This is a genomic window from Streptomyces typhae (genome assembly GCF_009755605.1).
In the GTDB taxonomy this organism is placed as follows: domain Bacteria; phylum Actinomycetota; class Actinomycetes; order Streptomycetales; family Streptomycetaceae; genus Streptomyces; species Streptomyces typhae.
Genome location: NZ_WPNZ01000026.1, coordinates 124036 through 149453, shown reverse-complemented (window position 1 = coordinate 149453; position 25418 = coordinate 124036). Strand labels below are relative to the sequence as shown.

The 25418-nt window shown below is 72.6% G+C and carries 18 protein-coding genes, 1 pseudogene and 1 riboswitch; of the genes and pseudogenes, 7 read left to right on the top strand and 12 right to left on the bottom strand.

From position 1 onward, the window contains the following. A pseudogene (locus GPA10_RS34740) lies at positions 1-106 on the top strand (IS5/IS1182 family transposase); the annotation flags it as partial. A 16-nt stretch (positions 107-122) separates the two neighbouring features. Here the strand turns inward: GPA10_RS34740 and GPA10_RS34735 are convergent. Continuing rightward, positions 123-1250 carry a ferrochelatase gene (locus GPA10_RS34735; RefSeq protein ID WP_157168915.1) on the bottom strand — a complete coding sequence of 376 codons (1128 nt, stop codon included), beginning with the start codon at positions 1248-1250 and terminating at the stop codon, positions 123-125. 209 nt (positions 1251-1459) lie between these two features. Here GPA10_RS34735 and GPA10_RS34730 point away from each other — a divergent pair, with 209 nt between their 5' ends. Together GPA10_RS34730 and GPA10_RS34725 are read left to right on the top strand one after the other, a co-directional pair. Beyond that, entirely contained in the window at positions 1460-2734 is a 1275-nt protein-coding gene (locus GPA10_RS34730; RefSeq protein ID WP_343041650.1) for an MFS transporter, read from the top strand. Beyond that, positions 2658-4013, top strand: a complete 1356-nt coding sequence (locus GPA10_RS34725; protein ID WP_157168914.1) for a D-arabinono-1,4-lactone oxidase — start codon at positions 2658-2660, stop codon at positions 4011-4013. The genes GPA10_RS34730 and GPA10_RS34725 overlap by 77 nt, the downstream gene beginning before the upstream one ends. Before the next feature lie 42 nt (positions 4014-4055). On the opposite strand, the gene GPA10_RS34720 is transcribed toward GPA10_RS34725, so the two are convergent. Then, positions 4056-5417, bottom strand: a complete 1362-nt coding sequence (locus GPA10_RS34720; protein ID WP_157168913.1) for a hypothetical protein — start codon at positions 5415-5417, stop codon at positions 4056-4058. 497 nt (positions 5418-5914) lie between these two features. On the opposite strand from GPA10_RS34720, the gene sepH reads away from it, so the two are divergent. Then, positions 5915-6976 carry a septation protein SepH gene (gene sepH / locus GPA10_RS34715; RefSeq protein WP_058852578.1) on the top strand — a complete coding sequence of 354 codons (1062 nt, stop codon included), beginning with the start codon at positions 5915-5917 and terminating at the stop codon, positions 6974-6976. 284 nt (positions 6977-7260) lie between these two features. On the opposite strand, the gene GPA10_RS34710 is transcribed toward sepH, so the two are convergent. Continuing rightward, complete coding sequence (locus tag GPA10_RS34710; RefSeq protein ID WP_157168912.1) at positions 7261-8115, bottom strand: sulfurtransferase; 855 nt, start codon at positions 8113-8115, stop codon at positions 7261-7263. Between the two features lie 426 nt (positions 8116-8541). Here GPA10_RS34710 and GPA10_RS34705 point away from each other — a divergent pair, with 426 nt between their 5' ends. After that, on the top strand, positions 8542-9351 hold the full coding sequence (locus tag GPA10_RS34705) for a VOC family protein (RefSeq protein ID WP_058852580.1): 810 nt from the start codon (positions 8542-8544) through the stop codon (positions 9349-9351). Positions 9352-9363: 12 nt separating this feature from the next. Here the strand turns inward: GPA10_RS34705 and GPA10_RS34700 are convergent, their stop codons facing one another. From GPA10_RS34700 to GPA10_RS34685, 4 genes are all read right to left on the bottom strand, one after another. Further along, positions 9364-10023 carry a thymidine kinase gene (locus GPA10_RS34700; RefSeq protein ID WP_058852581.1) on the bottom strand — a complete coding sequence of 220 codons (660 nt, stop codon included), beginning with the start codon at positions 10021-10023 and terminating at the stop codon, positions 9364-9366. An 83-nt stretch (positions 10024-10106) separates the two neighbouring features. Further along, positions 10107-11297, bottom strand: coding sequence for an alkaline phosphatase family protein (locus GPA10_RS34695; RefSeq protein ID WP_157168911.1), 1191 nt, complete (start codon positions 11295-11297; stop codon positions 10107-10109). Continuing rightward, positions 11297-11893 (bottom strand): DUF5998 family protein, encoded by a 597-nt coding sequence (locus GPA10_RS34690; protein WP_157168910.1) that lies wholly within the window; start codon positions 11891-11893, stop codon positions 11297-11299. Before GPA10_RS34690 ends, GPA10_RS34695 begins: the two co-directional genes overlap by 1 nt. A gap of 79 nt (positions 11894-11972) precedes the next feature. Continuing rightward, positions 11973-15197 carry a bifunctional acetate--CoA ligase family protein/GNAT family N-acetyltransferase gene (locus GPA10_RS34685; protein WP_157168909.1) on the bottom strand — a complete coding sequence of 1075 codons (3225 nt, stop codon included), beginning with the start codon at positions 15195-15197 and terminating at the stop codon, positions 11973-11975. Between the two features lie 169 nt (positions 15198-15366). Between GPA10_RS34685 and GPA10_RS34680 the strand changes: the two genes are divergently transcribed. Next, the gene (locus GPA10_RS34680) at positions 15367-15648 is read left to right on the top strand and encodes an HPr family phosphocarrier protein (RefSeq protein WP_157168908.1); all 282 of its coding nucleotides are present in this window, start codon (positions 15367-15369) and stop codon (positions 15646-15648) included. A 306-nt stretch (positions 15649-15954) separates the two neighbouring features. Here GPA10_RS34680 and GPA10_RS34675 read toward each other — a convergent pair whose 3' ends face one another. The 4 genes from GPA10_RS34675 to GPA10_RS34660 all read right to left on the bottom strand — a co-directional run bounded on the left by GPA10_RS34675 (position 15955) and on the right by GPA10_RS34660 (position 20920). After that, positions 15955-16641 carry a GntR family transcriptional regulator gene (locus GPA10_RS34675; RefSeq protein WP_157168907.1) on the bottom strand — a complete coding sequence of 229 codons (687 nt, stop codon included), beginning with the start codon at positions 16639-16641 and terminating at the stop codon, positions 15955-15957. 302 nt (positions 16642-16943) lie between these two features. After that, on the bottom strand, positions 16944-17771 hold the full coding sequence (locus GPA10_RS34670; RefSeq protein ID WP_157168906.1) for a M23 family metallopeptidase: 828 nt from the start codon (positions 17769-17771) through the stop codon (positions 16944-16946). 13 nt (positions 17772-17784) lie between these two features. Then, a riboswitch (cyclic di-AMP (ydaO/yuaA leader) is annotated at positions 17785-17943 on the bottom strand. A gap of 248 nt (positions 17944-18191) precedes the next feature. Further along, positions 18192-19577, bottom strand: coding sequence for a M16 family metallopeptidase (locus GPA10_RS34665; RefSeq protein ID WP_058852587.1), 1386 nt, complete (start codon positions 19575-19577; stop codon positions 18192-18194). Then, positions 19574-20920 carry a M16 family metallopeptidase gene (locus GPA10_RS34660; RefSeq protein ID WP_425505868.1) on the bottom strand — a complete coding sequence of 449 codons (1347 nt, stop codon included), beginning with the start codon at positions 20918-20920 and terminating at the stop codon, positions 19574-19576. The genes GPA10_RS34665 and GPA10_RS34660 overlap by 4 nt, the downstream gene beginning before the upstream one ends. Before the next feature lie 384 nt (positions 20921-21304). Between GPA10_RS34660 and GPA10_RS34655 the strand changes: the two genes are divergently transcribed. Further along, positions 21305-23758, top strand: coding sequence for a DNA gyrase/topoisomerase IV subunit A (locus GPA10_RS34655; RefSeq protein WP_157168905.1), 2454 nt, complete (start codon positions 21305-21307; stop codon positions 23756-23758). A gap of 221 nt (positions 23759-23979) precedes the next feature. Here GPA10_RS34655 and GPA10_RS34650 read toward each other — a convergent pair whose 3' ends face one another. After that, the gene (locus GPA10_RS34650) at positions 23980-25260 is read right to left on the bottom strand and encodes a CobW family GTP-binding protein (RefSeq protein ID WP_343041648.1); all 1281 of its coding nucleotides are present in this window, start codon (positions 25258-25260) and stop codon (positions 23980-23982) included. Positions 25261-25418: the final 158 nt, after the last annotated feature.

The window sequence follows — 25418 nt, the reverse complement described above, 5'->3', positions numbered from 1 at the left end:
TTTCAACCGCCTCAAGCAGTGGCGCGGCATCGCGACCCGCTACGACAAGACCGCCGAGTCCTACCAGGCAGCCGTCACTCTCGCCTCGCTCCTGATGTGGGCGTGACATTTGAAGACAACTCCTAGGGGTACGGGCTGTCGGCGCCCGCGGCGGCGGGCTTGGGGGTGCGGGCCGGGCAGCAGCCCACGGGGCACAGGTCGTGGCTCGGGCCGAGCGCGCCCAGGGCGCACGGGGTCGCGCCCCGGCCGCTCTCGCGGGCCGCGCGCTCCAGGACGAGATCGCGGACGGCCGCGGCGAACCGCGGGTCGGCGCCGACGGTGGCCGAGCGGCGCACCGGCAGGCCGAGCTCGGCGGCCTTCGCCGCGGCCTCGGTGTCGAGGTCGTACAGGACCTCCATGTGGTCCGAGACGAAGCCGATCGGGACCATGACGACGGCGGGGGCCCCGGCAGCGTGCCGCTCCTCCAGGTGGTCGCAGATGTCCGGCTCCAGCCAGGGGATGTGCGGGGCGCCGCTGCGGGACTGGTAGACGAGCTGCCAGGGGCGGTCCACGCCGGTCTCCGCGCGGACCGCGTCGGCGACGGCACGGGCCACGTCCAGGTGCTGGCGCACGTACGCGCCGCCGTCGCCGTGGGTCTCGGCCGGGCCCGAGGTGTCGGCCGCCGCGGTGGGGATGGAGTGCGTCGTGAAGGCCAGGTGCGCGCCGTCGCGGACCTCCTCGGGGAGGTCGGCCAGGGACTCCAGGACGCCGTCGATCACCGGGCGGACGAAGCCGGGGTGGTTGAAGTAGTGCCGCAGCTTGTCCACGCGGGGCGTCTCCAGGCCCTCCGCGCGGAGGGTGGCGAGGGCGGCCGCGAGGTCCTCGCGGTACTGCCTGCAACCCGAGTACGACGCGTACGCGCTGGTGGCCAGGGTCAGCACGCGGCGGCGGCCGTCCCGCACGAGATCGCGCAGGGTGTCCGTCAGATACGGCGCCCAGTTGCGGTTGCCCCAGTACACCGGCAGGTCCAGGCCGTGCTCCGCGAAGTCCTTGCGCAGGGCGTCGAGGAAGGTGCGGTTCTGGTCGTTGATGGGGCTCACGCCGCCGAAGAGGAAGTAGTGCTGCCCCACCTCCTTCAGGCGCTCCTTGGGGATGCCGCGGCCACGCGTCACGTTCTCCAGGAACGGGACGACGTCGTCCGGTCCTTCGGGGCCGCCGAACGAGAGCAGCAGCAGGGCGTCATAGGGAGTGGGATCCAGCGCTTCGGACATGTATTTGATCCTGCCACTCGCCACTGACAGGGCGGAAACCGCCACCCTGTGGCGGGCGCCTTCGAGAACCTGTGCGTGCGCCTTCGAGAACCTCCGAAAAGCACGGTGCGCGCCGCGCCTCGGCAGCCGTAAGCTGTATCAGCCACCTTCACGCCTTACCCGGAGCGGTCGCGCCCCCGCGCGCGCTCCGGCGCCCCAGCGGAGTCCACGTGCCGAGCCCCTACCGCGCCATCTTTGCCGCCCCCGGCTCCCTGGGGTTCTCCGTCGCGGGCTTCCTCGGGCGGATGCCGCTGTCGATGATGGGCATCGGCATCGTCACGATGGTCTCCCAGCTCACCGGCCGGTACGGCCTCGCGGGCGCGCTGTCGGCCACCGTCGCCCTGTCCGCCGCGGCGATCGGCCCGCAGATATCCCGGCTCGTGGACCGGCACGGCCAGCGCCGGGTGCTCAGGCCCGCGACGCTGGTGTCCCTGTTCGCGGTGGCCGGGCTGCTCCTGGCCGCGAAGTTCGAGGCGCCGGACTGGACGCTGTTCGTCTTCGCCGCCCTCGTCGGCTGTGTGCCGAGCGTGGGCTCGATGGTCAGGTCCCGCTGGGCCGCCCTGTACCGCGACACCCCGCAGCTGCACACGGCGTACTCCTTCGAGTCCGTCGTGGACGAGATCTGCTTCATCTTCGGGCCGATCATCTCCATCGGCCTGTCCACGGTGTGGTTCCCCGAGGCCGGGCCGCTGCTCGCCGGGGTCTTCCTGGCCGTCGGCGTCTTCTGGCTGACGGCGCAGCGCGCCACCGAACCGGTGCCGCACCCGCGCGACCACCACACCGGGGGCTCCGCGCTGCGGGCCGGCGGCCTCCAGGTCCTGGTGGCCACGTTCGTCGCGACCGGGGCGATCTTCGGCGCCGTCGACGTGGTCACGGTGGCGTTCGCCGAGGAGCAGGGCCACAAGGGCGCCGCGAGCCTGGTGCTCGCCGTCTACGCCCTCGGCTCCTGCCTGGCGGGGGTGGGCTTCGGTCTCCTGCACTTCAAGGGGGCGCCCGCCCGCAGGTGGCTGCTGGGTGTCTGTGCGATGGCCGTGAGTATGATCCCGCTTCAACTGGCCGGGAACCTGCCGTTCCTGGCCGCGGCGCTCTTCGTCGCGGGCCTGTCCATCGCACCGACGATGATCACGACGATGGCCCTCGTCGAACAGCACGTACCACGCGCGAAGCTGACCGAGGGCATGACCTGGGTCAGCACCGGCCTCGCCGTCGGAGTGGCGCTCGGCTCCTCCGTGGCCGGCTGGGTGATCGACGCCGCGGGGGCGCGCGCGGGGTACGCGGTCCCCGGGGTGTCCGGGGCCGTCGCGGTCGTGGTGGCGGTCCTGGGCTGTCGCCGGCTGGAGCGGCCGGTGCCGCGACGGGGAGGGACCCATGGGCACGGAATCGGGCAGGGGCACGACGGCGGGGACCCCGCGCACCGGCGGGAGGAAGCCGGCGACGTGGCGTAACTGGGCGGGCACCGTGTCCGTGCGGGCCGCGCGCGAGGCCACGCCCGCCTCACGGGACGAACTCGTCGCCGCGATCCGCGGTGCCCGCGAGGACGGCCTGAAGGTCAAGCCCGTCGGCAGCGGCCACTCCTTCACGGCGGCCGCGGCGACCGACGGCCTCCTGGTCCGCCCCGACCTCCTCACCGGCATCCGCGCGATCGACCGCGAGGCCGGCACGGTGACCGTGGAGGCGGGCACCCCGCTCAAGCGCCTGAACGTCGCGCTCGCCCGCGAGGGCCTGTCGCTGACGAACATGGGCGACATCATGGAGCAGACGGTGTCCGGAGCCGTCAGCACCGGCACGCACGGCACGGGCCGCGAGTCGGCCTCGATCGCCGCGCAGATCACGGCACTCGAACTGGTCACCGCCGACGGACGCGTCCTGACCTGCTCCAAGGACGAGAACCCGGACGTCTTCGCCGCCGCCAGGATCGGCCTCGGCGCGCTGGGTGTCATCAGCGCGATCACGTTCGCCGTGGAGCCCGTCTTCTTCCTCCAGGCCCGCGAGGAACCGATGGCGTTCGACCGGGTCACCGCCGAGTTCGACCAGCTCGTGACGGAGAACGAGCACTTCGAGTTCTACTGGTTCCCGCACACCGACAACTGCACCACCAAGCGCAACAACCGCAGCGTGGGTCCCGCCGCTCCCCCGGGCGCGATCAGCGCCTTCGTGGAGGACGAACTCCTGTCCAACGGCCTCTTCCAGGTGGCCAACTCCCTCGGCCGTGCCGTGCCCGCCACCATCCCCGCCGTCGCGAAGCTCTCCAGCAAGGCCCTGTCCGCCCGCACCTACACGGACATCCCGTACAAGGTCTTCACCAGCCCGCGCCGGGTGCGCTTCGTGGAGATGGAGTACGCCGTCCCGCGCGAGGCCCTGGTGGAGACGTTGCGCGAGCTGAAGTCGATGATCGAGCGGTCCTCGCTGCGGGTCAGCTTCCCCGTCGAGGTCCGCACGGCGCCCGCGGACGACATCACGCTCTCCACCGCCTCGGGCCGCGAGAGCGCGTACATCGCCGTCCATCTGTACAAGGGCACCCCGGTCCGCGGGTACTTCAGTGCCGCCGAGGAGATCTTCACCGCCCACGAGGGGCGGCCGCACTGGGGCAAGCTGCACACCCGCGACGCCGCCTACCTGGCCGGGGCCTACCCGCGCTTCGGGGAGTTCACCGCGCTGCGCGACCGCCTCGACCCCGACCGCCTCTTCGGCAACCCCTATCTGCGGCGGGTCCTCGGCGACTGAGGCCGCGCGGCCCGGTCCCGCGCCGCGCGGCCTCCGCCCCGGTCACTGCTCGGGCGTCCGCTGCTGCTCCTGGACGCCGCCGTCGCCGGTGTCGCCGGGTCCGCTGCCGCCGCCGTTCGACGGGGTCGGCGTGGGGGTCGGCGTCGGCGTGGGGGTGGGCGTCGGGTCGGTCCTGGAGCCGCCGTCGCCGGAGCCCTTGCCGCTGCCGTCGCCCTTGTCCTTGTCCGTACCGCTGCCGGTGCCCTTGCCGGACTCGTCGGTCCCGCCCTGGCCCGCGCCGTTCCCCGAACCGTCGCCGTCGCCGGTGCCGTCACCGGTCGAGGGCTTGTCCCCCGGGTCCTCGGAGGAGCCGCCGCCCTGCCGCGAACCGTCGTCCGACCCGGAGGTGCCGTCGCCCGAAGGCTCCCCGGTGCCGTCGGTGGCGGGTTCGTCGTCCGATGTCGACGACGAACCGCGGTTCGTGAAGGCGTCCCGCAGCGTGGTGCTCTTGTCGTCGCCGCTGAAGCTCTTGCCGCTCACCAGCTCGTACGTGGTGATGCCCCCGAGGGAGACCCCGAAGACCAGCGCCGCGGCGATCAGCGGCCGCTTCCAGCTCCGCACCTGCGTACGGTGCGTGGTCGCCCCGGAGTACTCCTCGGACGGGAGGGGGGCCGTGCCGGGCCCGGGGACGGCGGGGGGAACGGGGCCCGCGGGGTCGGCCCGGCGCAACAGCCGGGTCTCCTGGTCGCGCCCGTGGTCGTGCGCGGGGTCGTGCGGCTGGTCGCGGGGAAGCATCCGGGCGGCGGCCACCGAGCCGAGCAGCTGGGTCTGCTCGGGGTCGGTTCCGGCCACCGGCAGGGCCGTCGTGGGGTCGGCCGGGTCGACTGTCGGCAGGGCCGCCGTCGGGTCGGCGGCGTCGATCGCGGGGAGCGCCCGGGTCGGATCGGCCGGGTCGGCGGTGCCGTACGCCGTAAGCGCCGCGGCCGGGTCGTACGCCGGGAGCATCGCGGTCGGGTCGGCGTCCGCGGCCGGCCTCCCCCATGTCGTGGTCACCGGGCCACTGCCTGCGTACACCGAGGGGGACGCGGGGGTGGAGGCTCTGAACGTCTCCGGGACCGGCGTGGACGACGTCACCGGGACCTGCTGGGCTCTCGGCTTCGCCTGCACCGCCACGTCGCGTATCTGCTCTCCCGTACGCGAGAAGAAGTGCTGGAAGATCGTGCCGCCGCTGGTGGCGATGGTGCTCACCACGCCGGCGCCGAGGATCGTTCCGTAGACGCCGAAGGAGGACGCGAGCTTCGCGGCCAGCACGGCCGCGACGGCACTCCCCGCCACCTGCGGCACACTCAGATCGAACCGCTTCTTCCTCGGCTCGTCCTCCGTCGCGCCCTTCGACTGCGCGCCGGTTTCCGGCTTTTCACGCATCTGCGGACCTTGCCTGCCTTTCTCGACATCACGTATGACTTACGTGTTCACGTATGAGCTACGCGAGGTACTGAGAAAGGGACGTACGCCCGAAGCGAATAGTTCCGTTTCTGGCTGTTTCGTGAAGAGCGCCACGCGTACGCGGGGCGCGCTCGGGGCCGGTCGGCGCCAACTCCCTTCCGCCCCGAGAAGTTCGGCGGCGTGCCGGTCCACCCGAGTGGCCCGAATGGAGTAGTGTTGCGAGCCCTGGGTCCGGTCTCCAGCCAGGGTGCCCGGGGCCAGCCAGGACCGCCGGATGGGGGCTCGTGCACAGGGTGACCAAATCAGTCACTCAGCGTTGCGAAGAGGTAACCGTGTCATAACGGCGGTTCAGGGCCCGTGCCCGACACGCCGGGCAACTCGGCAAGGTTGTGGCAGGCTGCACCCGGGCAGGCCACACTCGACTAGCGGAAGCAGCGACGCACGTGACGTCGGCAGGCACCACCCGGGAGGTCCCCATGCCCGAACTGCGTGTCGTGGCCGTCAGCAACGACGGCACACGGCTGGTGCTGAAGGCTGCGGACAGCACGGAGTACACGCTTCCGATCGACGAACGGCTGCGCGCCGCCGTGCGCGGCGACCGGCCGCGGCTCGGACAGATCGAGATCGAGGTGGAGAGCCACCTCCGCCCCCGGGACATCCAGGCCCGTATACGTGCCGGTGCCAGTGCGGAGGAAGTCGCCTCGCTCGCCGGCATCCCCGTCGACCGCGTCCGCCGCTTCGAGGGCCCCGTGCTCGCCGAGCGCGCCTTCATGGCCGAGCGCGCCCGGAAGACCCCGGTGCGCCGGCCCGGCGAGAACACCGGGCCCCAGCTCGGCGAGGCCGTCCAGGAGCGGCTGCTGCTGCGCGGCGCCGACAAGGACACGGTGCAGTGGGACTCCTGGCGCCGCGACGACGGCACCTGGGAAGTCCTGCTGGTCTACCGCGTGGCGACCGAGCCGCACTCCGCGAGCTGGACCTACGACCCGCCGCGGCGCCTGGTCCAGGCCGTCGACGACGAGGCCCGCGCCCTGATCGGCGAGACCGACGACATCGCGGCGCCCGAGCCGAGCTTCCCGTTCGTGCCGCGCATCGCCCGGCTGCCCCGGGACCGTCCGCTCGACCGCGCCCCGGAGCGGGCCGGTGCCCTCGGCCCCGACCCCGAGCCGGAGCCCGTCGCGCCCGCGGCGGTCGCCGAGCAGGAGCGCGACTCGCTCACCAGCCTCCTGGAGGCCGTCCCGAGCTTCCGCGGCGACATGGTCGTCCCGGAGCGGCCCACCACGGCACCCTCCGAACTGCCGTCCGCACAGGAGGAGCCCGAGCAGGAGCCGGAGGCCGAGGAGCCCCCGGCCACCGCGGCCTCGGCCGGTTCCGCCTACGCGGACGTCCTGATGCCCCGGGCCGTGGCCAGCCACCGCGACCGGCTCGTGGGCTCCACGGACCGCCAGGCCGAGGCCGACGGCGTCCGGCCCGGCCGCCGCGCCGCAGTGCCGAGCTGGGACGAGATCGTGTTCGGGACGCGGCGCAAGAAGCAGGAGTAGCCGCCGACCGCGGGTGAGAGTCGAGTGAAGGGCTTGTACGCAAGATGCGTACAAGCCCTTCACTCATTGCCCACAAACTGATCCACGGAGCGCGACGCCGGGACGCCGGGACGCCGGGACGCCGACAGGAACGGCACCGGAAGACGGCGACCGCAACGGCGACGGCGACGGCGACGGCGACGGCGACGGCGACGGCGACGGCGACTACAAGCCATCACGACCCGGCCGCCGCAGTCCCCCCGGGAGTCCTCCCGGGAGCCCTCCCCGGGCCCCGCCCGCTCCCGCTACTGCGGATCCGGCCCCGTCGCCACCGGCCGCTGCGGGTCCGACGACCACTCCGACCACGACCCCACGTACAGCGCCGCCGGGATGCCGGCCACGGCGAGGGCGAGGACCTCATGGGCTCCGGAGACGCCCGAGCCGCAGTACACGCCGACTGGCGAAGTGCTGGAGGCGCCCAGGGACTTGAAGCGGGTCGCCAGCTCATCGGCGGGGCGCAGGCGGCCGTCCGCCGCGACGTTCTCCGTGGTGGGCGCCGAGACCGCGCCGGGGATGTGGCCGCCGACCCGGTCGATGGGCTCCACGTCGCCCCGGTAGCGCTCGGCGGCGCGGGCGTCCAGGAGCAGACCGGAGCGGGCGAGGGCCGCCGCGCCGTCCGCGTCCAGGAGGTCCACGGAGTTGGGCTCGGGCACGAAGGTGCCCGCGGCCGCCGGGGCCGCCTCGCCGGACTCCAGGTCGCCGGCCCACGCCGCGAGCCCGCCGTCCAGGACCCGCACCGACGGATGCCCCGTCCAGCGCAGCAGCCACCAGGCACGGGCGGCCGCCCAGCCCTGCCCGCCGTCGTACACCACCACCGGCCTTTCGGCCGAGACCCCGGCCGCCCGCATGACGGACCCGAAGTGCGCGAGGTCCGGAAGCGGATGCCTGCCGCCGGCCCCGGCGGAACCCGCGAGGTCCGCGTCGAGGTCGACGAAGACGGCCCCCGGAATGTGCCCGGCCGCATACGCGGCCCGGCCGTCGAAGGACGGCTCACCGGCCGCCTTCGCCGTACTCAGCTGCCAACGGATGTCGAGCAGGAGTGGCGGATTCCCACCCGCCAGTTCGCTCGCGAGTTCGGATGTGGAGATGATGGCGTTCATGGCCCCCATCCTTGCGCACGGGGTGGCCGCCGCGCTCAGCTCCGGATAACCTGCTCGGCCGGACCACGCCCGGACACGCGGCGTACAGAAACGTGCACGCCGCGTACCGCAGACGGACACAGCTCTGCCATCGAGCGTTAACGGATGAGAAACGGCAAACCGGGCATCCTCCGCGAGGAAGCCCATGAGCGCGGCGGGCCGGAGCGCGCTCGGCGACTGGTGGTGCGAGCATCTGCACGGACGGGCACGCGCGCGGCGGAAGCACGCGCGTTCGGAAAGTGAAACGAAGCGGAGTGGCAGCGGCCGGGCGGCTCCGGAAGACGACCGACGGACGGCAGACGACGCTTTTCGGACTCTGTCGACCGTCGTGAGGGATTCCGGCGCGCCGGGCCGCCGAAGTCACGAGGGCCCGAGGAGAGAGTGACGATGACCGAGGCACGGTGGCCGGACGACTCGCGCGACCTGGGCGCGCGGCACACACCCGGCACGCCCTGCTGGGTGAGCCTGATGGCCCACGACGTAGCCGCGACCCAGGAGTTCTACGCGGCGCTCTTCGGCTGGACGTACCGGCCGGGGCCGCAGCAGCTCGGCCCCTATGTGCGGGCCATGCTCGACGGTTGCGAGGTGGCGGGCATCGGACAGCTGCCCGACCGGCAACTGCCCATCGTGTGGACCCCGTATCTGGCGTCCGACGACGCGGACGCGACGGCCGAGACGGTGCGGCACTGCGGCGGCACGGTGGGAGTGGGCCCGCTGGAGGCGGGCAGAGCGGGGCGCATGGTGGTCGCCCTCGACCCGGCGGGTGCGGTGTTCGGCATCTGGCAGGCGGCGGCGCACATCGGCGCGGGTGTCGCGGGGGTGCCGGGCACGGTGACCTGGAACGAGCTCCTGACGCGCGAGACGGTGGAGGTGGCGAAGTTCTACCGGACGCTCTTCGGGTTCACCGAGGAGGCGGCCACCACCCCCGGCCTGGACTATCTGACGCTGTCCCTGGACGGCCGTCCGGTGGCGTCGGTGCGCGGGGTGGGGCAGGCGCTGCCGCGCGATCGGGGCGCGCACTGGATGACGTACTTCGAGACGGTGGACGTGGACGCGTCGGCGGCGCGGGTGGTCGAACTAGGCGGCCATGTGGTGCGGCCCCCGGAACCCGGCAGATACGGGCGGGTCGCGACGGTCGCCGACCCCGAGGGGGCGATCTTCACGCTGATCCGCTCGGAGCGGAACGCCACCGGGTGACCGCCACCGGGCTCAGGAGCGTTCCAGGGTGTCGACCGGCAGGACGTCGGGCGAGAGGGCGCCCGCGTGGGCTCCGGCCGCCGTCATGCGGCGCCGGTGGTGACGGCGGCACAGGACCTCGTACCCCACTTCGCCGGGCGCCTGGTTGACGTCGCCGACGACGACCTGGGCGCCCTCGACGACCATCTCGCCGCCTATGGTGCGGGCGTTGTGGGTGGCGCGGGCACCGCACCAGCACAGCGCCTCGACCTGGAGCACCTCCACACGGTCGGCGAGCTCGACCAGGCGTTGGGAGCCGGGGAACAGCTTGGAGCGGAAGTCGGTGGTGATGCCGAACGCGAAGACGTCGAGGCCCAGGTCGTCCACGACGCGGGCGAGCTGGTCGATCTGTTCGGGGGCGAGGAACTGGGCCTCGTCCGCGATCACGTAGTCGGCGCGGGAGCCGCGCGAGAGGTGGTCGACGAGATAGGCGTAGACGTCGAGGTCGTCGGCCACCTCGATGGCCTCGGTGACCAGGCCGAGACGCGAGGAGAGCTTGCCCGCGCCCGCGCGGTCGTTGCGCGCGAAGATCATGCCTTGGAGGCCGCGGGCCGAGCGGTTGTGCTCGATCTGCAACGCGAGGGTGCTCTTCCCGCAGTCCATCGTTCCGGAGAAGAACACCAGCTCAGGCATGGGGAGTCGAGCACCTTTCGGTTTTTCGCAGTCGTACGGGGTTTCGCGGCCGTACGGGGTGGGAGGGGCGGCCGACGGGGGCGCTAGGAGCGTACTTCGAGGAGCGGTACGAGTTGTTCGGCGGGGGTCATGGAGCCGTGGTTGCCGACCAGGGCGGACTCCTTGGGCTCTCTGCGCGAGGCGGTGATGAGGACGTCGTCGTGGGCGGCGGCGACGACGTCACCGATGCGGCCGTGGACGCGCTCGTCGATCCGCGGGCCGAACCAGCCCGCCGCGATCGCCTCCTCCCTGCTCGCGACCCAGAACTGCTCGCCGAGCACGTCGCGCCAGACCGCGAGGACGTCGGCGGCGGCGCCGGGCACCGCGTAGACGTGCCGGGCCCGGCCCTCGCCGCCGAGCAGGGCGACGCCCGCGCTCAGCTCCCAGTCCTCGTCGAAGTCGATGCGGGCGGCGTCGCCGAAGGGGATGTCGACCATGCCGTGGTCGGCGGTGACGTAGAGCGCGCTGCGCGGCGGGAGCTGTTCGGCGAGGCGCTGGGCGAGCCGGTCGACGTAGCCGAGCTGGCCGCGCCAGGCGTCGGAGTCGACGCCGAAGCGGTGGCCCTTGCCGTCGACCTCGGCGTAGTAGGTGTAGACCAACGCGCGGTCGGCGGCGGCGAGTTGTTCGGCCGCGAGATCCATGCGGTCCTCGCCGGAGAGACGGCCGCGGAAGGTGCCGCCGCTGAGGGCGACCTTGGTGAGCGGGGTGTGCTCGAAGGTCGGCGAGGAGACCTGCGCGGTGTGGACGCCCGCGTCGTGGGCGCGCTGGAAGACCGTCGGATAGGGCTGCCAGGCGTGCGGGTCGGTCCAGGGCTTCCAGCGGAGCTGGTTCATCAGCTCGCCGGTGTCGGGGTTGCGGGCCGCGTACCCGGGCAGGCCGTGGGCGCCCGGAGGCAGGCCCGTGCCGACGGAGGCGAGGGAGGTCGCGGTGGTGGCGGGGAAACCGGCGGTTATGGGCCGCCCGGTGCCGCCGCGCGAGGAGTCGAGGAGCGAGGTCAGGAACGGGGCTTCGGCGGGGTGGGCGCGCAGCTGCTCCCAGCCGAGGCCGTCGATCAGGAAGACGCACGCACGGTCCGCGGGGGCCAGCTCGGGGATGAGCGGGGCGAAGCCGTCGACTTCCTGGTGGGCGACCAGGGTGGGCAGCAGGTCGGCGAGCGAGCCCGTGCCGTACTCGGGGCGGGGGGCGGTGTCGAGGGCGAGGGGCTGGATGTCGTCCCAGGCGGTGGGGTGGGCCATCAGCGGCCGGTGTCCGTGCCGGCCGCGGTGGCCTCGGAGAGCGCCTGGGCGAAGGCCAGGGTCTGGCGCACGGTGTCGGGGCCGTCGCCCGCTTCGCTGACGCGCAGGCTGAGGTCGTCGGCGGTGGTGCTGCCGGTGTAGCCGTGGTCCGCCTCGCAGTTGGGGTCGCCGCAGGCGGCGGGCTCCAGGTCGATGCGCGACACGGCGCCCCAGCCGATGGTCAGGACGACCTCGCGGGGCAGGGACCCCGGCACGTACTTCTCCGGGTTGGCGACGACACGGCTGACGACGACCGACGAGATGCGGCCGATCCTCACGGACTCCGTGGAGGTGGTGGCGTACGGCGTCGGGGACGTGGAGTCCGCGGCCTGCTCGTCGGTGTGGCTGACGATGAAGCGGGTGTCCGTGAGGACGAGGACCGTCACGTGCCTGCGGACCTCGTTCGCGTCGAACGTGGTCTCCTGGTGGACCAGGTACGACCCGATGGTCTCGCCGCCGATCGCGGCCTCCACCGCCTCGGCCACGAGGGCCGGGTAATAGCCGCTGCGCTCGATCGCCGCGCGCAGCCCCTGGGTCGTCGTACCGGTCTTTGCCATGCCGCCCATCCTACGACCCGGCGCGTGGCCCGAGGTGCCCAGTGGGCTCGCGGACCTGCCCCGCCCCGCCCGGCCGGGGTCAGTAGGCGGGCAGGGTGCGGGGGCCCAGGTCGTCCCGGGCGGGCGGCGGGGCGAGCCGGACCGTGGCGCTGAGCACGGAGAGGCCCTCCTGGGCGACGACGACCGGCTCCAGCGAGACCGAGACCACTTCGGGGTGGTCGTCGACGAGGCGGGACAGGCGCATCAGGAGCTCTTCGAGGGCCGGGGCGTCCACCGGGGCCGAGCCGCGCCAGCCGAACAGGAGCGGTGCCGTCCGGATGGACCTGACCAGGTTGCCCGCCTCGCGGTCGGTGACCGGGATCAGCCGGTGGGCGGTGTCCCCGAGGAGTTCGGACGCGGCGCCCGCGAGGCCGAAGGAGAGCACCGCGCCGGCCACGGGGTCGTGTCCGGCGCGCACGACGGTGTCCACCCCGCGGGCCACCATCGCCTGCACCACCGGGCGCAGCTCGGCGGGCCTGCCGAGGGTGTGGACGAGCTCCCGGTACGCCCGCCGGAGCTGCTCCTCGTCGGCGAGGTCGAGGCGGACGCCGCCGAGGTCGGGGCGGTGGCGCAGGTGGGGCGCCGTCGTCTTGACGGCGACGGGGTAGCCGACCTCCCGCGCGGCCCGTACGGCGGAGTCCGCGTCGGGCGCGGGCAGGGCCCTGCGCACGTGGATGCCGTACCTCCCGAGCAGGTTCCGGGCCCCCTCGGCCCCGAGGGTGACCCCCTCCTCCGCTCCGGCGGCCCCCAGCAGCCGCCCGATGAGTTCCCTCGCCCCCTGCTCGTCGATGTCGTCGTACTCGGGCACCTTGCCGGGCTCGACGACGTCACGCCGCCACTGGGCGTACTTGACGGCTTCGGCGAGGGCACGGACGGCTCGCTCGGCGGCGGGGTAGGCGGGGATGCGGTGGGCTCCCCCTTGGGGGGTGGCCTTGGTCCTGGGGCCTGAGGTGGGGGTGGCCTTGGTTTCGGGGCCTGGGGTGGTCCCTGCGTCGGGGGTGGCCTTGCCTTTCGGGGTGCCACCGGTGCTCGGGGTGCCCCCGGTGCTCGGGGCGACTCCGGCACTGAGGGCGGCCGCGCCGTTCGGGGCGGTTGCGCCGCTCGGGGTGCCTCCGCTCTGCGGGGTGTCCCAGGCACGCGAGGCGGATCCGCCGTCGGGGGCGTTCCCGCCGTCGGGGGTGGCCTCGTCCCTGGGGACGGCTCCGGCATCCGGGACGGCTCCGGCACCCGGGGTGGCCCCGTCGCCACCACCGGAGGTGGACCCGCCACCCGGAGCACCAGGGGCACCCGGAGCACCAGGGGCACCGGGGGCACCCGGGACCGCCCCACCCCCGTGGAGATCCCCGCCGCCCGCGAAAGGGCCCCCCGCCGAATCCGCCCCCGCAGCCGCCCGAGGCCCCGTGCTGGCCGCCGCCGACAGGGCCTCCGCGAGGCCGCCCAGTTCCACGTGGACCACGGTGACCGGCTTCGTGGGGCAGGTCGCGGCGGCGGCGCGCAGGGCCGCGGCCAGGGAGGCGTCCTCGCCCTGGCGGGTGGACTCGCCGAGGGAGGGGATGACGGTGACGACCACCGCGTCGCACGCCTCGTCGGCCAGCGCGGCGGTGAGGGCCGTACGGAAGTCGTCCGGGGCGGCGGCGGTCGTGAGGTCGCGGGGCGGCAGCGGTCGCAGGCCCTCGGCGACGCAGGCGTCGTACGTGAGCAGCCCGAGCGACTCGGAGTTGCCGAGGATGGCGACGCGCGGCCCGGCGGGCAGCGGCTGCCCGGAGAGCAGCAGCCCGGCGTCGACGAGTTCGGTGACGGTGTCCACGCGGATCACCCCGGCCTGGCGCAGCAGCGCCGAGACCGTGGCGTGCGGCAGGCGGGTGGCCGCGCCCGCGTGCCCGGCGGGCGCGATCCCGCTGTGCCGGGCGCCCTGGACGACGACCAGGGGCTTCACGGCGGCGGTGCGGCGCGCGAGGCGGGTGAACTTGCGCGGGTTGCCGATGGATTCGAGGTACATCAGGGCGACGTCGGTGTCCGGGTCGTCGTACCAGTACTGGAGCACGTCGTTGCCGGAGACGTCCGCCCTGTTGCCCGCGCTGACACAGGTGGAGAGCCCCCACAGACCGCGGCCGCGGCGGTGCAGCCGGGACAGGAGCGCGATGCCGATGGCGCCGGACTGCGTGAACAGGCCGAGGCGCCCGGCGGCGGGCAGCTCGGGCGCCAGGGAGGCGTTGAGGCGCACTTCGGGGGAGGTGTTGATGACGCCGAAGGCGTTGGGGCCGATGAGGCGCATGCCGTACGAGCGGGCGTGCCGGACGAGTTCCCGCTGCCGCTCACGCCCCTCGGGGCCGCTCTCGGCGTACCCGGCGGAAATCACCACGAGCCCCTGCACTCCGTGCTCACCGCAGTCGGTGACGGCCCCCGGCACGTGTTCCGCCGGTACGGCCACGACGGCGAGGTCCACGGGCCCGGCGATGTCGCGCACCGAGCGGTGGGCGGACACACCGTCGATCTCGGCGCAGCCGTCGGGCAGGGCGCTGTTGACGGCGTACAGCCGCCCCGTGAAGCCCGCGCCGAGCAGGTTGCGCAGTACTCCGCGGCCCACGCCGTCCGGGGCGCGTCCCGCCCCGATGACGGCGACCGACCCGGGCGCGAGCAGGCGCTGCACGGAGCGGGCCTCGGCGCGCTGTTCGCGGGCCCACTGGACGGCGACGGAGCGGTCGGTGTGCCCGAGGTCGAGTTCGAGGCGGACGACGCCGTCCTCGAAGCTGCGCTTCTGCTGGTAACCGGCGTCCGTGAAGACCTTCACCATCTTGGTGTTGGCAGGCAGCACCTCGGCGGCGAAGCGCCGGATGCCGCGCTCACGGGCGACCGCCGCGATGTGTTCCAGCAGCGCGGAGGCGACACCCCGGCCCTGATGGGCGTCCTGGACGAGGAAGGCGACCTCGGCCTCGTCCGCGGGCGCCGACGCGGGGCGGCCCTGGGCGTCGATGCGGTCGTAGCGCACGGTCGCGATGAACTCGCCGCCCACCGTGACGGCGAGGCCCACGCGGTCCACATGGTCGTGGTGGGTGAAGCGGTGCACGTCCTTGGCGGACAGGCGCGGGTACGGCGCGAAGAAGCGGTAGTACTTCGACTCGTCCGACACCTGCTCGAAGAAACTGACCAGGCGATCCGCGTCGGCGGCCGTGATGGGCCTGATCCGGGCGGTGCCCCCGTCGCGCAGCACCACGTCGGCCTCCCAGTGGGAGGGGTAGGCATGCCGGTCCGGGGCGGTCTGCATGGGGCCAGGGTACGGGTCGCGGCCCGGCCGGGGCCGGGGCAAGGTAGGAGGCGCCGACCGGCTCGCCGACGGCCGTCCTATCCGGATGGTGACCGTCCGGTAAGACCATCCGGATTGGCATGAGAGACTGGTCTAGACAAGTGTGAGACACCTGGAAGGGCAGCAACACATGGCTGAGCGCCGCGTCAACGTCGGCTGGGCCGAGGGCCTCCACGCCCGGCCCGCCTCCATCTTCGTCCGCGCGGCCACGGCCGCAGGCGTTCCCGTGACGATCGCCAAGGCCGGCGGCAACCCGGTCAACGCCGCCTCGATGCTCGCGGTGCTCGGTCTGGGTGCGCAGGGCGGCGAGGAGATCGTGCTCGCGTCGGACGCCGAGGGCGCGGAAGCCGCCCTCGACCGTCTGGCGAAGCTGGTCGCCGAGGGGCTCGAGGAGCTTCCCGAGACCGTCTGAACGCGTGCCCGACCAGGTCGGGTGCAGTGCGGTGCGGTGGAGCCGCGGGCCTCTGGGCCTCGCGGCTCCACCGCTTTTTTGTTCTTACGGAAAGCAGGACGGGGCCGTCTACAGCACATCACATCTACGGCACATCGGATTCCGCAAGCGCATCCGCTGATCCGTGGATCGGCAGATCTCCGGATGGGCGCATCGGGCATTGGGCATCGGGCATCGGGCGCATCGAAGAAGTGCGACCCGAATTACCGCGTCCACAATTATTTCCTCGCATTCGATGCCAGCTTCTCTTTTTATAGGGCGCCGCTGTTAATTCCGCGCACTCACCGTGTTGACGGGATGTTGCGAACCCCTCACACGCCCCGCGCGGGCGGCCCGCCGCGGCCGGTGCGCGACGACGGACCGCTCGGCGTGCAGCGCGGTCAGGGCGCGGGCCCGCTCCGCGTCGCCGCGGGCAACGGCGTCGACGACGGCGGCCCGCTCGGCCCACGCCTCCAGGGGCGCCGGCTGCGGCTCGGAGACGTACATCCAGGCGATCTTGTGTCGCAGCTGGGTGAGCAGGGTGATCAGGCCGGGGCTCGCGGAGGCCTGGGCGAGCGTCTCGTGGAACCAGCCGTCGAGCGAGCGCAGCTCCTCGGCGGCGCCGCGCCGGGACCGCTCCTGGCCGAGCCGGACGAGCCCACGCAGGACCTTCAGGTGCGCGTCCGTGCGCCGCTGTGCCGCGCGCGCCGCGGCGAGCGGCTCCAGGAGGGTGCGGACCTCCAGGAGGTCGGCCGCGTCCTGCTCGGTGGGCTCGGCGACGCAGGCCCCCGCGTGCCTGCGGGTGACGACGAAGCCCTCGGCCTCCAGGGTGCGCAGGGCCTCGCGCACGGGGACGCGGGAGACTCCGTAGCGGCGGGCGAGCAGGTCTTCGGTCAGGCGCGTGCCGCGTTCGTAGACACCGGAGACGATGTCGCCCCGGATGGCCGTGCACACCGATTGCGCGGGAATGCGCATGACGGACCTCCGCTTTGATGCCCGCGAAACACGCCGAATGACGCTCGTTCAACGATTCCGCGAACCCTGCCTGCATGAATCCCCTGCCGACGTGAACTCTATTGCAGCCGGCCCGATTTTCCGACGGGCGGAGGTAATCCATGGATATCTTTTGGCCAAGGGGCGCGGAGACGCGAAAGCCCCGGCTCGGGCGAGCCGGGGCTTTCGTACGAGGACTGCCGGACCAGGACTGCCGGACGAGGCGTGCCGGACCGGGACTGCCGGACGAGGCGTGCCGGACCGGGACTGCCGGACGAGGACTGTCAGACGTTGACGCCGTGCGAGCGCAGGTACGCGACGGGGTCGATGTCGGAGCCGTAGTCAGCGCCGGTACGGGCCTCGAAGTGCAGGTGCGGGCCGCTGGAGTTGCCGGTCGAGCCGGAGAGGCCGATCTGCTGGCCGGGGGTGACCGTCTGGCCGACCGTGACACCGAGGGACGACATGTGGCCGTACTGCGTGTACGTGCCGTCGTTGTGGCGGATCACGACGTTGTTGCCGTACGCCCCGCCCCAGCCGGCCTCGACGACGGTGCCCGCGGCGACCGCCTGGACCTGGGTGCCGGACGCGGCGTGGAAGTCGACGCCGGTGTGACTGCCGGAGGACCACATGGCGCCGCCGGTCTTGTAGCCGGTGGAGACGTAGCTGCCGTCGATCGGGGAGACGTACGAGCCCAGGCGCTTGCGCTCGGCCTCGCGGGCGGCGCGCTCCTTGGCCTCGCGCTCCTCCTTGGCCTTGGCCTTCGCGGCGGCCTCGGCCTTGCGCTTGGCCTCGGCGGCCTTGCGCTTGGCCTCCTCGGCCTTGGCCTTCGCCTCGGCTTCGGCCTTCTCCTTGGCGGCGGCCTCGTCGGCGGCCTGCTTCTGGGCGGCGGCCTGGGCGTCGATCTCACCGGCCAGGGAGTCGCCGACGGAGATGGACTGGGTGAGGCCCGCGTGCGCGTAGTCGGCGGAGGCTCCTTCGGCGGCGAGCGCCGGGGCGGCAAGACCGGAGATGACACCGGTGGTGGTGAGCGCGGCAACACCCGCGGCACCGGCGGTCGTACGCGTGATACGGCTGGGACGGCGGTGCTTGCCGGTCGGGCGGATGAACGCCATGAAGCGGCTGGTCCTTTCCTTCCTTCTCGCCTACCGGGTTAGCTGACGGGTTCGGAGCAGGAAGGTCTCCTACGGGCTCCTCGCCTCGCGGCAAGGGGTCCGATTCACCCCAGGGACGTGGGTCCCCGGCTCCCCTGGCTCGCGCCGTACGGGGACTCGGCGATGACTGTCCGGTGCCGCGGACGCGGCGTAGTGCCTGACGGACAGCCGGACCGACGCTAAACGCCACTTCTTTCGAAGAACAAACGGATCAGCACTTTTGTAGCGCACGCCACAGGGCAGACGAGCAACCTCCCCATCAATTCGGACATATGACCGCATGCAGGGACCCCAGCGACATCTTGCGTCGCTGGGGTCCCTGTTCTCGCGGTTCCCGCGCCTCCGTGACGACGTGCGCGACGGGGCGGCGCGGCGGCGGAATCAGCCGGTGACCACGCTCACTTCGCCGATGCCGAGGGCCTTCACGGGCTCCTCGATCTGCGCGGCGTCGCCCACGAGGACCGTCACGAGGCGGTCGTCGGGGAAGGCATTCACGACGGCCGCGGTGGCCTCCACGGTGCCCGTCTCCGCCAACTGGCGGTACAGACGCGCCTGGAAGTCGTCCGGCAGGTTCTGCTCGACCTGGTCGGCGAGGGTCCCGGCGACGGCGACGGCGGTCTCGAACTTCAGCGGGGCCACCCCGACGAGGTTCTGCACGGCGACGTCCCGCTCCGGGTCGGTGAGCCCCTCCGCGGCGAGCGTACGCAGGACCTTCCAGAGGTCCTCCAGGGCCGGACCCGTGTTCGGGGTGTCCACGGAGCCGCTGATGGCGAGCATCGCGGCGCCCGTGCCGTCCGCCGACGAGCGCAGCACCTGGCTGAAGGCGCGCACTCCGTAGGTGTAGCCCTTCTCCTCGCGCAGGACGCGGTCGAGACGCGAGGTGAGGGTGCCGCCCAGGCAGTACGTGCCGAGGACCTGCGCGGCCCACACACGGTCGTGCCGGTCCGGGCCGACGCGGCCGATGAGCAGCTGCGTCTGCACGGCGCCGGGGCGGTCCACGATGACGACGCGGCCCCGGTCGTCGGCGGTCACCGCGGGCACCGGGCGCGGTTCGGCCGCTCCCCCGGTCCACGCGCCGAGGGTGTCCGCGAGGACGGCGTCCAGATCGGTGCCGGAGAGGTCGCCGACCACCACGGCGGTGGCCGCTGCCGGGCGGATGTGCTTCTCGTAGAAGGCGCGTACGGCAGCGGAGTCGATCGCCTTGACCGTCTCCTCCGTGCCCTGGCGCGGGCGGGACATCCGGGAGGACGCGGGGAAGAGCTGCCGGGAGAGCTCCTTGGCCGCGCGGCGCGCGGGGTTGGCGCTCTCGTGGGGGATCTCGTCCAGGCGGTTGCGGACCAGGCGCTCGACCTCGCTGTCCGCGAACGCGGGCGCGCGCAGGGCGTCGGCGAGCAGCCCGAGAGCCTTGGGCAGGCGCGAGACGGGCACCTCCAGGGAGACCCGGACACCGGCGTGGTCGGCGTGCGCGTCGAGCGTGGCTCCGCAGCGGTCGAGCTCGGCGGCGAACTCCTCCGCGGAGTGCTTGTCGGTGCCCTCGTTGAAGGCCCGCGCCATGATCGTGGCGACGCCGTCGAGGCCCTGCGGTTCGGCGTCCAGGGGCGCGTCGAGGTGGACCTCCACGGCGACGAGCTGCTGCCCGGGGCGGTCACAGCGCAGCACCGTGAGGCCGTTGGGGAGCGCGCCGCGCTCGGGGGCCGGGAACGCCCAGGGCTTGGCGGTGCCCGCCTGGGGCTGCGGGTGGAACTCCATCGTTGCGGCCTCGGTCACTTCGCCGCCTCCTCGCTGGCTTCGTCGTCGGCGTCTTCGGGGGTGACGGGCTCGTACACGAGCACCGCGCGGTTGTCCGGGCGCAGCCGGGCCTCGGCGACCTCCCGGACCTCGTCCGCGGTGATGTCGAGGACACGCTGCACGGCGGTGAGGGCGAGCTGGGGGTCTCCGAAGAGGACGGCGAAGCGGCACAGCTCGTCGGCGCGGCCCGCGACCGTGCCGAGCCGGTCCAGCCACTCGCGCTCCAACTGTGCCTGCGCCCGCTCCATTTCCTCCGGGGTGGGGCCCTCCGCGGCGAACCGGGCGAGCTCCTCGTCGACGGCGGCCTCGATGACCGGGACCTCCACCTCGCCGGACGTCTTCACGTCCAGCCAGCCCAGGGAGGGCGCGCCGGCGAGCCGCAGCAGGCCGAACCCGGCCGTGACGGCGGTGCGGTCACGGCGTACCAGGCGGTTGTAGAGCCGCGAGGACTCGCCGCTGCCGAGGACCGTCAGCGCGAGGTCGGCCGCGTCGCACGCGCGCGTGCCGTCCTCGGGGAGGCGGTAGGCGGCCATCAGGGCGCGCGCCGGGACCTCCTCCTCGACGACCTCGCGCAGCTCCTTGCCGATGCGCTCGGGCAGCGAGCCGTCGCGCGGCGGCTGCTTGCCGTCGTGCGAGGGGATGGAGCCGAAGTACTTCTCGACCCAGGCGAACGTCTGCTCGGGGTCGATGTCGCCGACGACCGAGAGGACGGCGTTGTTGGGCGCGTAGTACGTACGGAAGAAGTGCCGCGCGTCCTCCAGGGTGGCCGCGTCCAGGTCGGCCATGGAGCCGATCGGCGTGTGGTGGTACGGGTGGCCCTCCGGGTAGGAGAGCGCGGTCAGCTTCTCGAAGGCCGTGCCGTACGGGACGTTGTCGTAGCGCTGGCGGCGTTCGTTCTTGACGACGTCGCGCTGGTTCTCCATCGACTCCTCGTCGAGGGCCGACAGGAGCGAGCCCATGCGGTCCGCCTCCAGCCAGAGGGCGAGCTCCAGCTGGTGGGCGGGCATCGTCTCGAAATAGTTGGTGCGCTCGAAGCTGGTGGTGCCGTTGAGCGAACCGCCCGCGCCCTGCACCAGCTCGAAGTGGCCGTTGCCGTGCACCTGCTGCGAGCCCTGGAACATCAGGTGCTCGAAGAGGTGCGCGAGGCCGGTGCGGCCCTTGACCTCGTGGCGCGAGCCGACGTCGTACCAGAGGCAGACCGCGGCGACCGGGGTCAGGTGGTCCTCGGAGAGCACCACGCGCAGGCCGTTGGACAGCCGGTGCTCGGTCGCTGTCAGGCCGCCGGAGCCGGTCTCGGCTGTGGCCGTGTGACCCATGGGCATGTACGTCCCTTCGATCGCAGAATCCTCATTGAGTGCTGCCAGTCCTGCCACTGTATGCAAGGCCTCGGACACCTGGCGAAGTTCCCGCTCCGCCCTGGGCGTAGTCGGGTTTCGCCCTGGGCGTGATCGGGGCGGCGGCCGTGTCGCGGCCGCATCGCCGTCGCGTCCCGGTCGCGTCACGTGATCATGGTCGGCGGGTGATCATCGGATGGGGTGAGGGCGGGCCGCCCGGTTGACGGGCGTGGGTCGCCGGTCGCGTGGGCGGAGGTCCCCGCCGGGGTGTGGTCCCTGTTCACACCGGGTCGCGGTCGGCGTTGTCAGTGGGACAGTCCACAATGGTCGGCATCAGATCCCGCACTTGTTGGTGAAGGAGCCGCAGCAGCGATGGCCCGCCGCAGCACGAAGACCCCGCCGCCCGACGACGCGTTCGAGGAGAAGATCCTCGACATCGACGTCGTCGACGAGATGCAGGGCTCCTTCCTCGAGTACGCCTATTCGGTCATCTACTCCCGTGCCCTGCCCGACGCCAGGGACGGCATGAAGCCGGTGCACCGCCGCATCGTCTATCAGATGAACGAGATGGGCCTGCGCCCCGAGCGCGGGTATGTGAAGTGCGCCCGTGTCGTCGGCGAAGTGATGGGCAAGCTGCACCCGCACGGCGACGCGTCGATCTACGACGCCCTGGTGCGCATGGCGCAGCCCTTCTCGATGCGCCTCCCCCTGGTCGACGGCCACGGCAACTTCGGCTCCCTCGGCAACGACGACCCGCCGGCCGCCATGCGGTACACGGAATGCCGCATGGCCGACGCGACCTCCCTGATGACGGAGTCCATCGACGAGAACACGGTCGACTTCGAGCCCAACTACGACGGCCAGGAGAAGGAGCCGGTAGCCCTCCCCGCGGCGTATCCGAACCTCCTGGTGAACGGCGCGTCCGGCATCGCCGTCGGCATGGCGACGAACATGCCGCCGCACAACCTCGGCGAGGTCATCGCCGCCGCCCGCCACCTCATCAGGCACCCGGGCGCCGACCTCGACACGCTGATGCGCCACATCCCCGGCCCCGACCTGCCCACAGGCGGCCGGATCGTCGGCCTGTCGGGCATCAGGGACGCCTATGAGTCGGGACGCGGCTCCTTCAAGATCCGGGCCACGGTCGCCGTGGAGGCCGTCACGGCCCGCCGCAAGGGCCTGGTGGTCACGGAACTGCCCTTCTCCGTGGGCCCCGAGAAGGTCATCTCCAAGATCAAGGACCTGGTGGGCTCGAAGAAGCTCCAGGGCATCGCCGACGTCAAGGACCTCACCGACCGCCAGCACGGCCTGCGCCTGGTCATCGAGATCAAGAACGGCTTCGTCCCGGAAGCGGTCCTGGAACAGCTCTACAAACTGACGCCGATGGAGGAGTCCTTCGGCATCAACAACGTCGCCCTGGTGGACGGCCAGCCGCTGACCCTCGGCCTGAAGGAACTCCTCGAGGTCTATCTCGACCACCGCTTCGACGTGGTGCGGCGCCGCAGCGAGTTCCGCCGCGGCAAGAAGCGCGACCGGCTGCATCTGGTGGACGGTCTGCTCATCGCCCTCCTGGACATCGACGAGGTCATCCGCCTCATCCGCTCCAGCGAGAACTCCGCGCAGGCCAAGGAGCGCCTGATCGAGCGCTTCTCCCTGAGCGAGGTCCAGACGCAGTACATCCTGGACACCCCCCTGCGCCGCCTCACCAAGTACGACCGCATCGAGCTCGAGGCCGAGCGCGACAAGCTGAACGCCGAGATCGACGAGCTGACGCGGATCCTGGAGTCGGACGCCGAGCTGCGCAAGCTGGTCTCCACCGAACTGGCCGCCGTCGCGAAGAAGTTCGGCACGGACCGGCGCACAGTGCTCCTGGAGTCCGGCGGCACGCCCGCCGCCACGGTCCCGCTACAGGTCGCCGACGACCCGTGCCGGGTGCTCCTGTCGTCGACGGGGCTGCTCGCGCGCACCGCCAACGGCGAGCCCTTCGGGGAGAGCGAGGGCAGGCGCGTCAAGCACGACGTGATCGTCTCCGCGGTTCCGGCGACGGCGCGCGGCGAGGTGGGCGCGGTGACGTCCGAGGGCCGGCTGCTGCGGCTGTCCGTGGTGGACCTGCCGCAGCTCCCGGACACGGCGTCGGCCCCCAACCTCTCCGGTGGGGCCCCGGTCTCGGAACTGCTCGCCCTGGAGGGGGACGAGAAGCTCATCTGCCTGATGACGCTGGACGAGTCCTCACCGGGCCTGGCGCTGGGCACCGCGCAGGGGGTCGTCAAGCGCGTGGTCCCCGACTATCCGAGCAACAAGGAAGAGCTGGAGGTCATCACCCTGAAGGACGGTGACCGCATCGTCGGCGCGATCGAGCTGCGCACCGGCGAGGAGGACCTCGTCTTCATCACGGACGACGCGCAGCTGCTGCGCTATCCGGCGGGCCAGGTCCGCCCGCAGGGCCGTCCGGCGGGCGGCATGGCGGGCATCAAGCTCGCCGAGGGCGTGAAGGTCATCTCCTTCACCGCGGTCGATCCCGCGGTGGACGCCGTGGTGTTCACGATCGCCGGTTCGCGCGGCACGCTCGACGACTCGGTGCAGACGACGGCCAAGGTCACCCCCTTCGACCAGTATCCGCGCAAGGGGCGGGCGACCGGCGGTGTGCGCTGCCAGCGCCTGCTCAAGGGAGAGGACTGCCTGAGCTTCGCCTGGGCCGGCCCGACCCCGCCCCGCGCGGCCCAGCGCAACGGCTCCCCCGCGGAGCTGCCCGAGCCCGACCCGCGCCGCGACGGCTCCGGGGTGTCACTGGCGAAGCCGGTGGCTGCGGTGGCGGGGCCGGCGTAGCCCCGGGGGCTCGGTCCGGCGGGGGGCTCGGTCTGGCCGAGAGTTTGGCCTGGCCTGGGGCTTGGCCGGGCCTGGGGCTTGGCCTGGAGCCTTGGCCGGGCGGAGGGCTTGGCTTGGCCTGGAGCCTTGGCCGGGCGGAGGGCTCGGCCGGGCGGAGAGCTCAGCTTGGACTGGAGCGTGGCCGCGCGGAGGGCTTGGCGTGGCACGGGCCGTGGGCCGGTTCAGCCTTCCGCAGTGGGCGAAGGTTTCGAGTCCTGACCCGAGGCCTCGGCCTCCAGTGCTTCGTCCTCCGGCGCCTCGAACTCCTCGGGCACCTGCTGATCGAGCCCCTGCTCGGAGCCCGCGGGTCCGTCGGACCCCGCGGGCCCCTCGGAGCCCTGCTCCGGGTCCTGTACGTAACGCAGGACGCCCCACATGCCGAACTCGTCGGTGCCCGGGGCGTCCTCGTCGTTCTCCCGGCACAGCGTCAGCTGCTCGTCGAGGGCCGCGACGTCCAGGCCGGACCCGATGAGGACGAGCTGCGTGAGCCGCTTCTCGCCCGGCTCCCACGGCTCGGGGTAGAAGCGCAGGAAGCGTCCTACGGAGTGTACGGCGTACCGGTTGCGGGCGTCGGCTGCGCCGAAGTCGACGTAGCCCTTGATCCGGTACAGCCCCTCGGGCCTGCTGTCGAGGAAGGCCATGAGCCGGCGCGGGCTGAGCGGCGCGTCCGCGGTGAAGGCGAGGCTTTCGTAGCCGTCGTGGAGGTGGTGCCCGGGGCTGTCGCAGCCGCAGGAGTCTTGGTCCCCGCGGTCGGCGCCGTCCGCGCTGCCGACGGCCCCTCCACGGTCCGGACCGCCGTCGGGGGCGCCCTCCTCGTGGTCGTGCAGGTCGTCGAAGGAGAGCTGCCCCACTCGCTCCCCCACGGGCTTGCGGTCGAGCAGGAGCCCCACGTCGACGCGGCCGTACGAGGCGGAGACGATCGCCGCACGGTCGGTGAGGCGGTGCACCTCGGCCAGGATCCGTTCCCGCTCGGCGTCGCTCACCCGGTCGGCCTTGTTGACGACGACGAGGTCGGCGATGCCCAGGTGCCGGTCCACCTCCGGATGCCGCTGCCGGGTGGCGTCGAACTCGGCGGCGTCGACGACCTCCACGAGACCGCCGTACACGATGTGCGGATTCTCGCTGGCCAGCACCATGCGCAGAAGCTCCTGCGGCTCGGCGAGCCCGCTCGCCTCGATGACGATGACGTCGATGTCCGCGGCCGGGCCCGCGAGGCGCTCCAGGTACTCGTCCAGCTCACTGGCGTCCACGGCACAGCACAGGCAGCCGTTGCCGAGAGAGACGGTGGAGTCGCCGAGCGCCCCGGCGACGGCCATCGCGTCGATCTCGATCGAACCGAAGTCGTTGACGATCGCACCGATCCGGCTGCCGCCACTGCGGTGGAGCAGATGATTCAGGAGTGTCGTCTTCCCCGAGCCGAGAAATCCGGTGAGTACGACGACCGGAATCTGCTGCTCCCGCACGTGCTGCCCCTCGCGTCAACTCGCATCAAGCTGGATCAAGTCACCCACAACGCGTACACATCGCGGGCGACGAAAGCTGTACGACGATTGAAGACGGCTCCAGGATATGTGCGCGTAGACGCGCCGCGCGGTGAACGATTGTTAGCGGCGCTCGTGGG

Bases quoted from the DNA above. Each gene is read 5' to 3' on its own strand.
- GPA10_RS34735 (WP_157168915.1), bottom strand. From the start codon at position 1,250: ATGTCCGAAGCGCTGGATCCCACTCCCTATGACGCCCTGCTGCTGCTC.
- GPA10_RS34725 (WP_157168914.1), top strand. From the start codon at position 2,658: ATGGGCACGGAATCGGGCAGGGGCACGACGGCGGGGACCCCGCGCACC.
- GPA10_RS34720 (WP_157168913.1), bottom strand. From the start codon at position 5,417: ATGCGTGAAAAGCCGGAAACCGGCGCGCAGTCGAAGGGCGCGACGGAG.
- sepH (WP_058852578.1), top strand. From the start codon at position 5,915: ATGCCCGAACTGCGTGTCGTGGCCGTCAGCAACGACGGCACACGGCTG.
- GPA10_RS34710 (WP_157168912.1), bottom strand. From the start codon at position 8,115: ATGAACGCCATCATCTCCACATCCGAACTCGCGAGCGAACTGGCGGGT.
- GPA10_RS34705 (WP_058852580.1), top strand. From the start codon at position 8,542: ATGACCGAGGCACGGTGGCCGGACGACTCGCGCGACCTGGGCGCGCGG.
- GPA10_RS34700 (WP_058852581.1), bottom strand. From the start codon at position 10,023: ATGCCTGAGCTGGTGTTCTTCTCCGGAACGATGGACTGCGGGAAGAGC.
- GPA10_RS34695 (WP_157168911.1), bottom strand. From the start codon at position 11,297: ATGGCCCACCCCACCGCCTGGGACGACATCCAGCCCCTCGCCCTCGAC.
- GPA10_RS34690 (WP_157168910.1), bottom strand. From the start codon at position 11,893: ATGGCAAAGACCGGTACGACGACCCAGGGGCTGCGCGCGGCGATCGAG.
- GPA10_RS34685 (WP_157168909.1), bottom strand. From the start codon at position 15,197: ATGCAGACCGCCCCGGACCGGCATGCCTACCCCTCCCACTGGGAGGCC.
- GPA10_RS34680 (WP_157168908.1), top strand. From the start codon at position 15,367: ATGGCTGAGCGCCGCGTCAACGTCGGCTGGGCCGAGGGCCTCCACGCC.
- GPA10_RS34675 (WP_157168907.1), bottom strand. From the start codon at position 16,641: ATGCGCATTCCCGCGCAATCGGTGTGCACGGCCATCCGGGGCGACATC.
- GPA10_RS34670 (WP_157168906.1), bottom strand. From the start codon at position 17,771: ATGGCGTTCATCCGCCCGACCGGCAAGCACCGCCGTCCCAGCCGTATC.
- GPA10_RS34660 (WP_425505868.1), bottom strand. From the start codon at position 20,920: ATGCCCATGGGTCACACGGCCACAGCCGAGACCGGCTCCGGCGGCCTG.
- GPA10_RS34655 (WP_157168905.1), top strand. From the start codon at position 21,305: ATGGCCCGCCGCAGCACGAAGACCCCGCCGCCCGACGACGCGTTCGAG.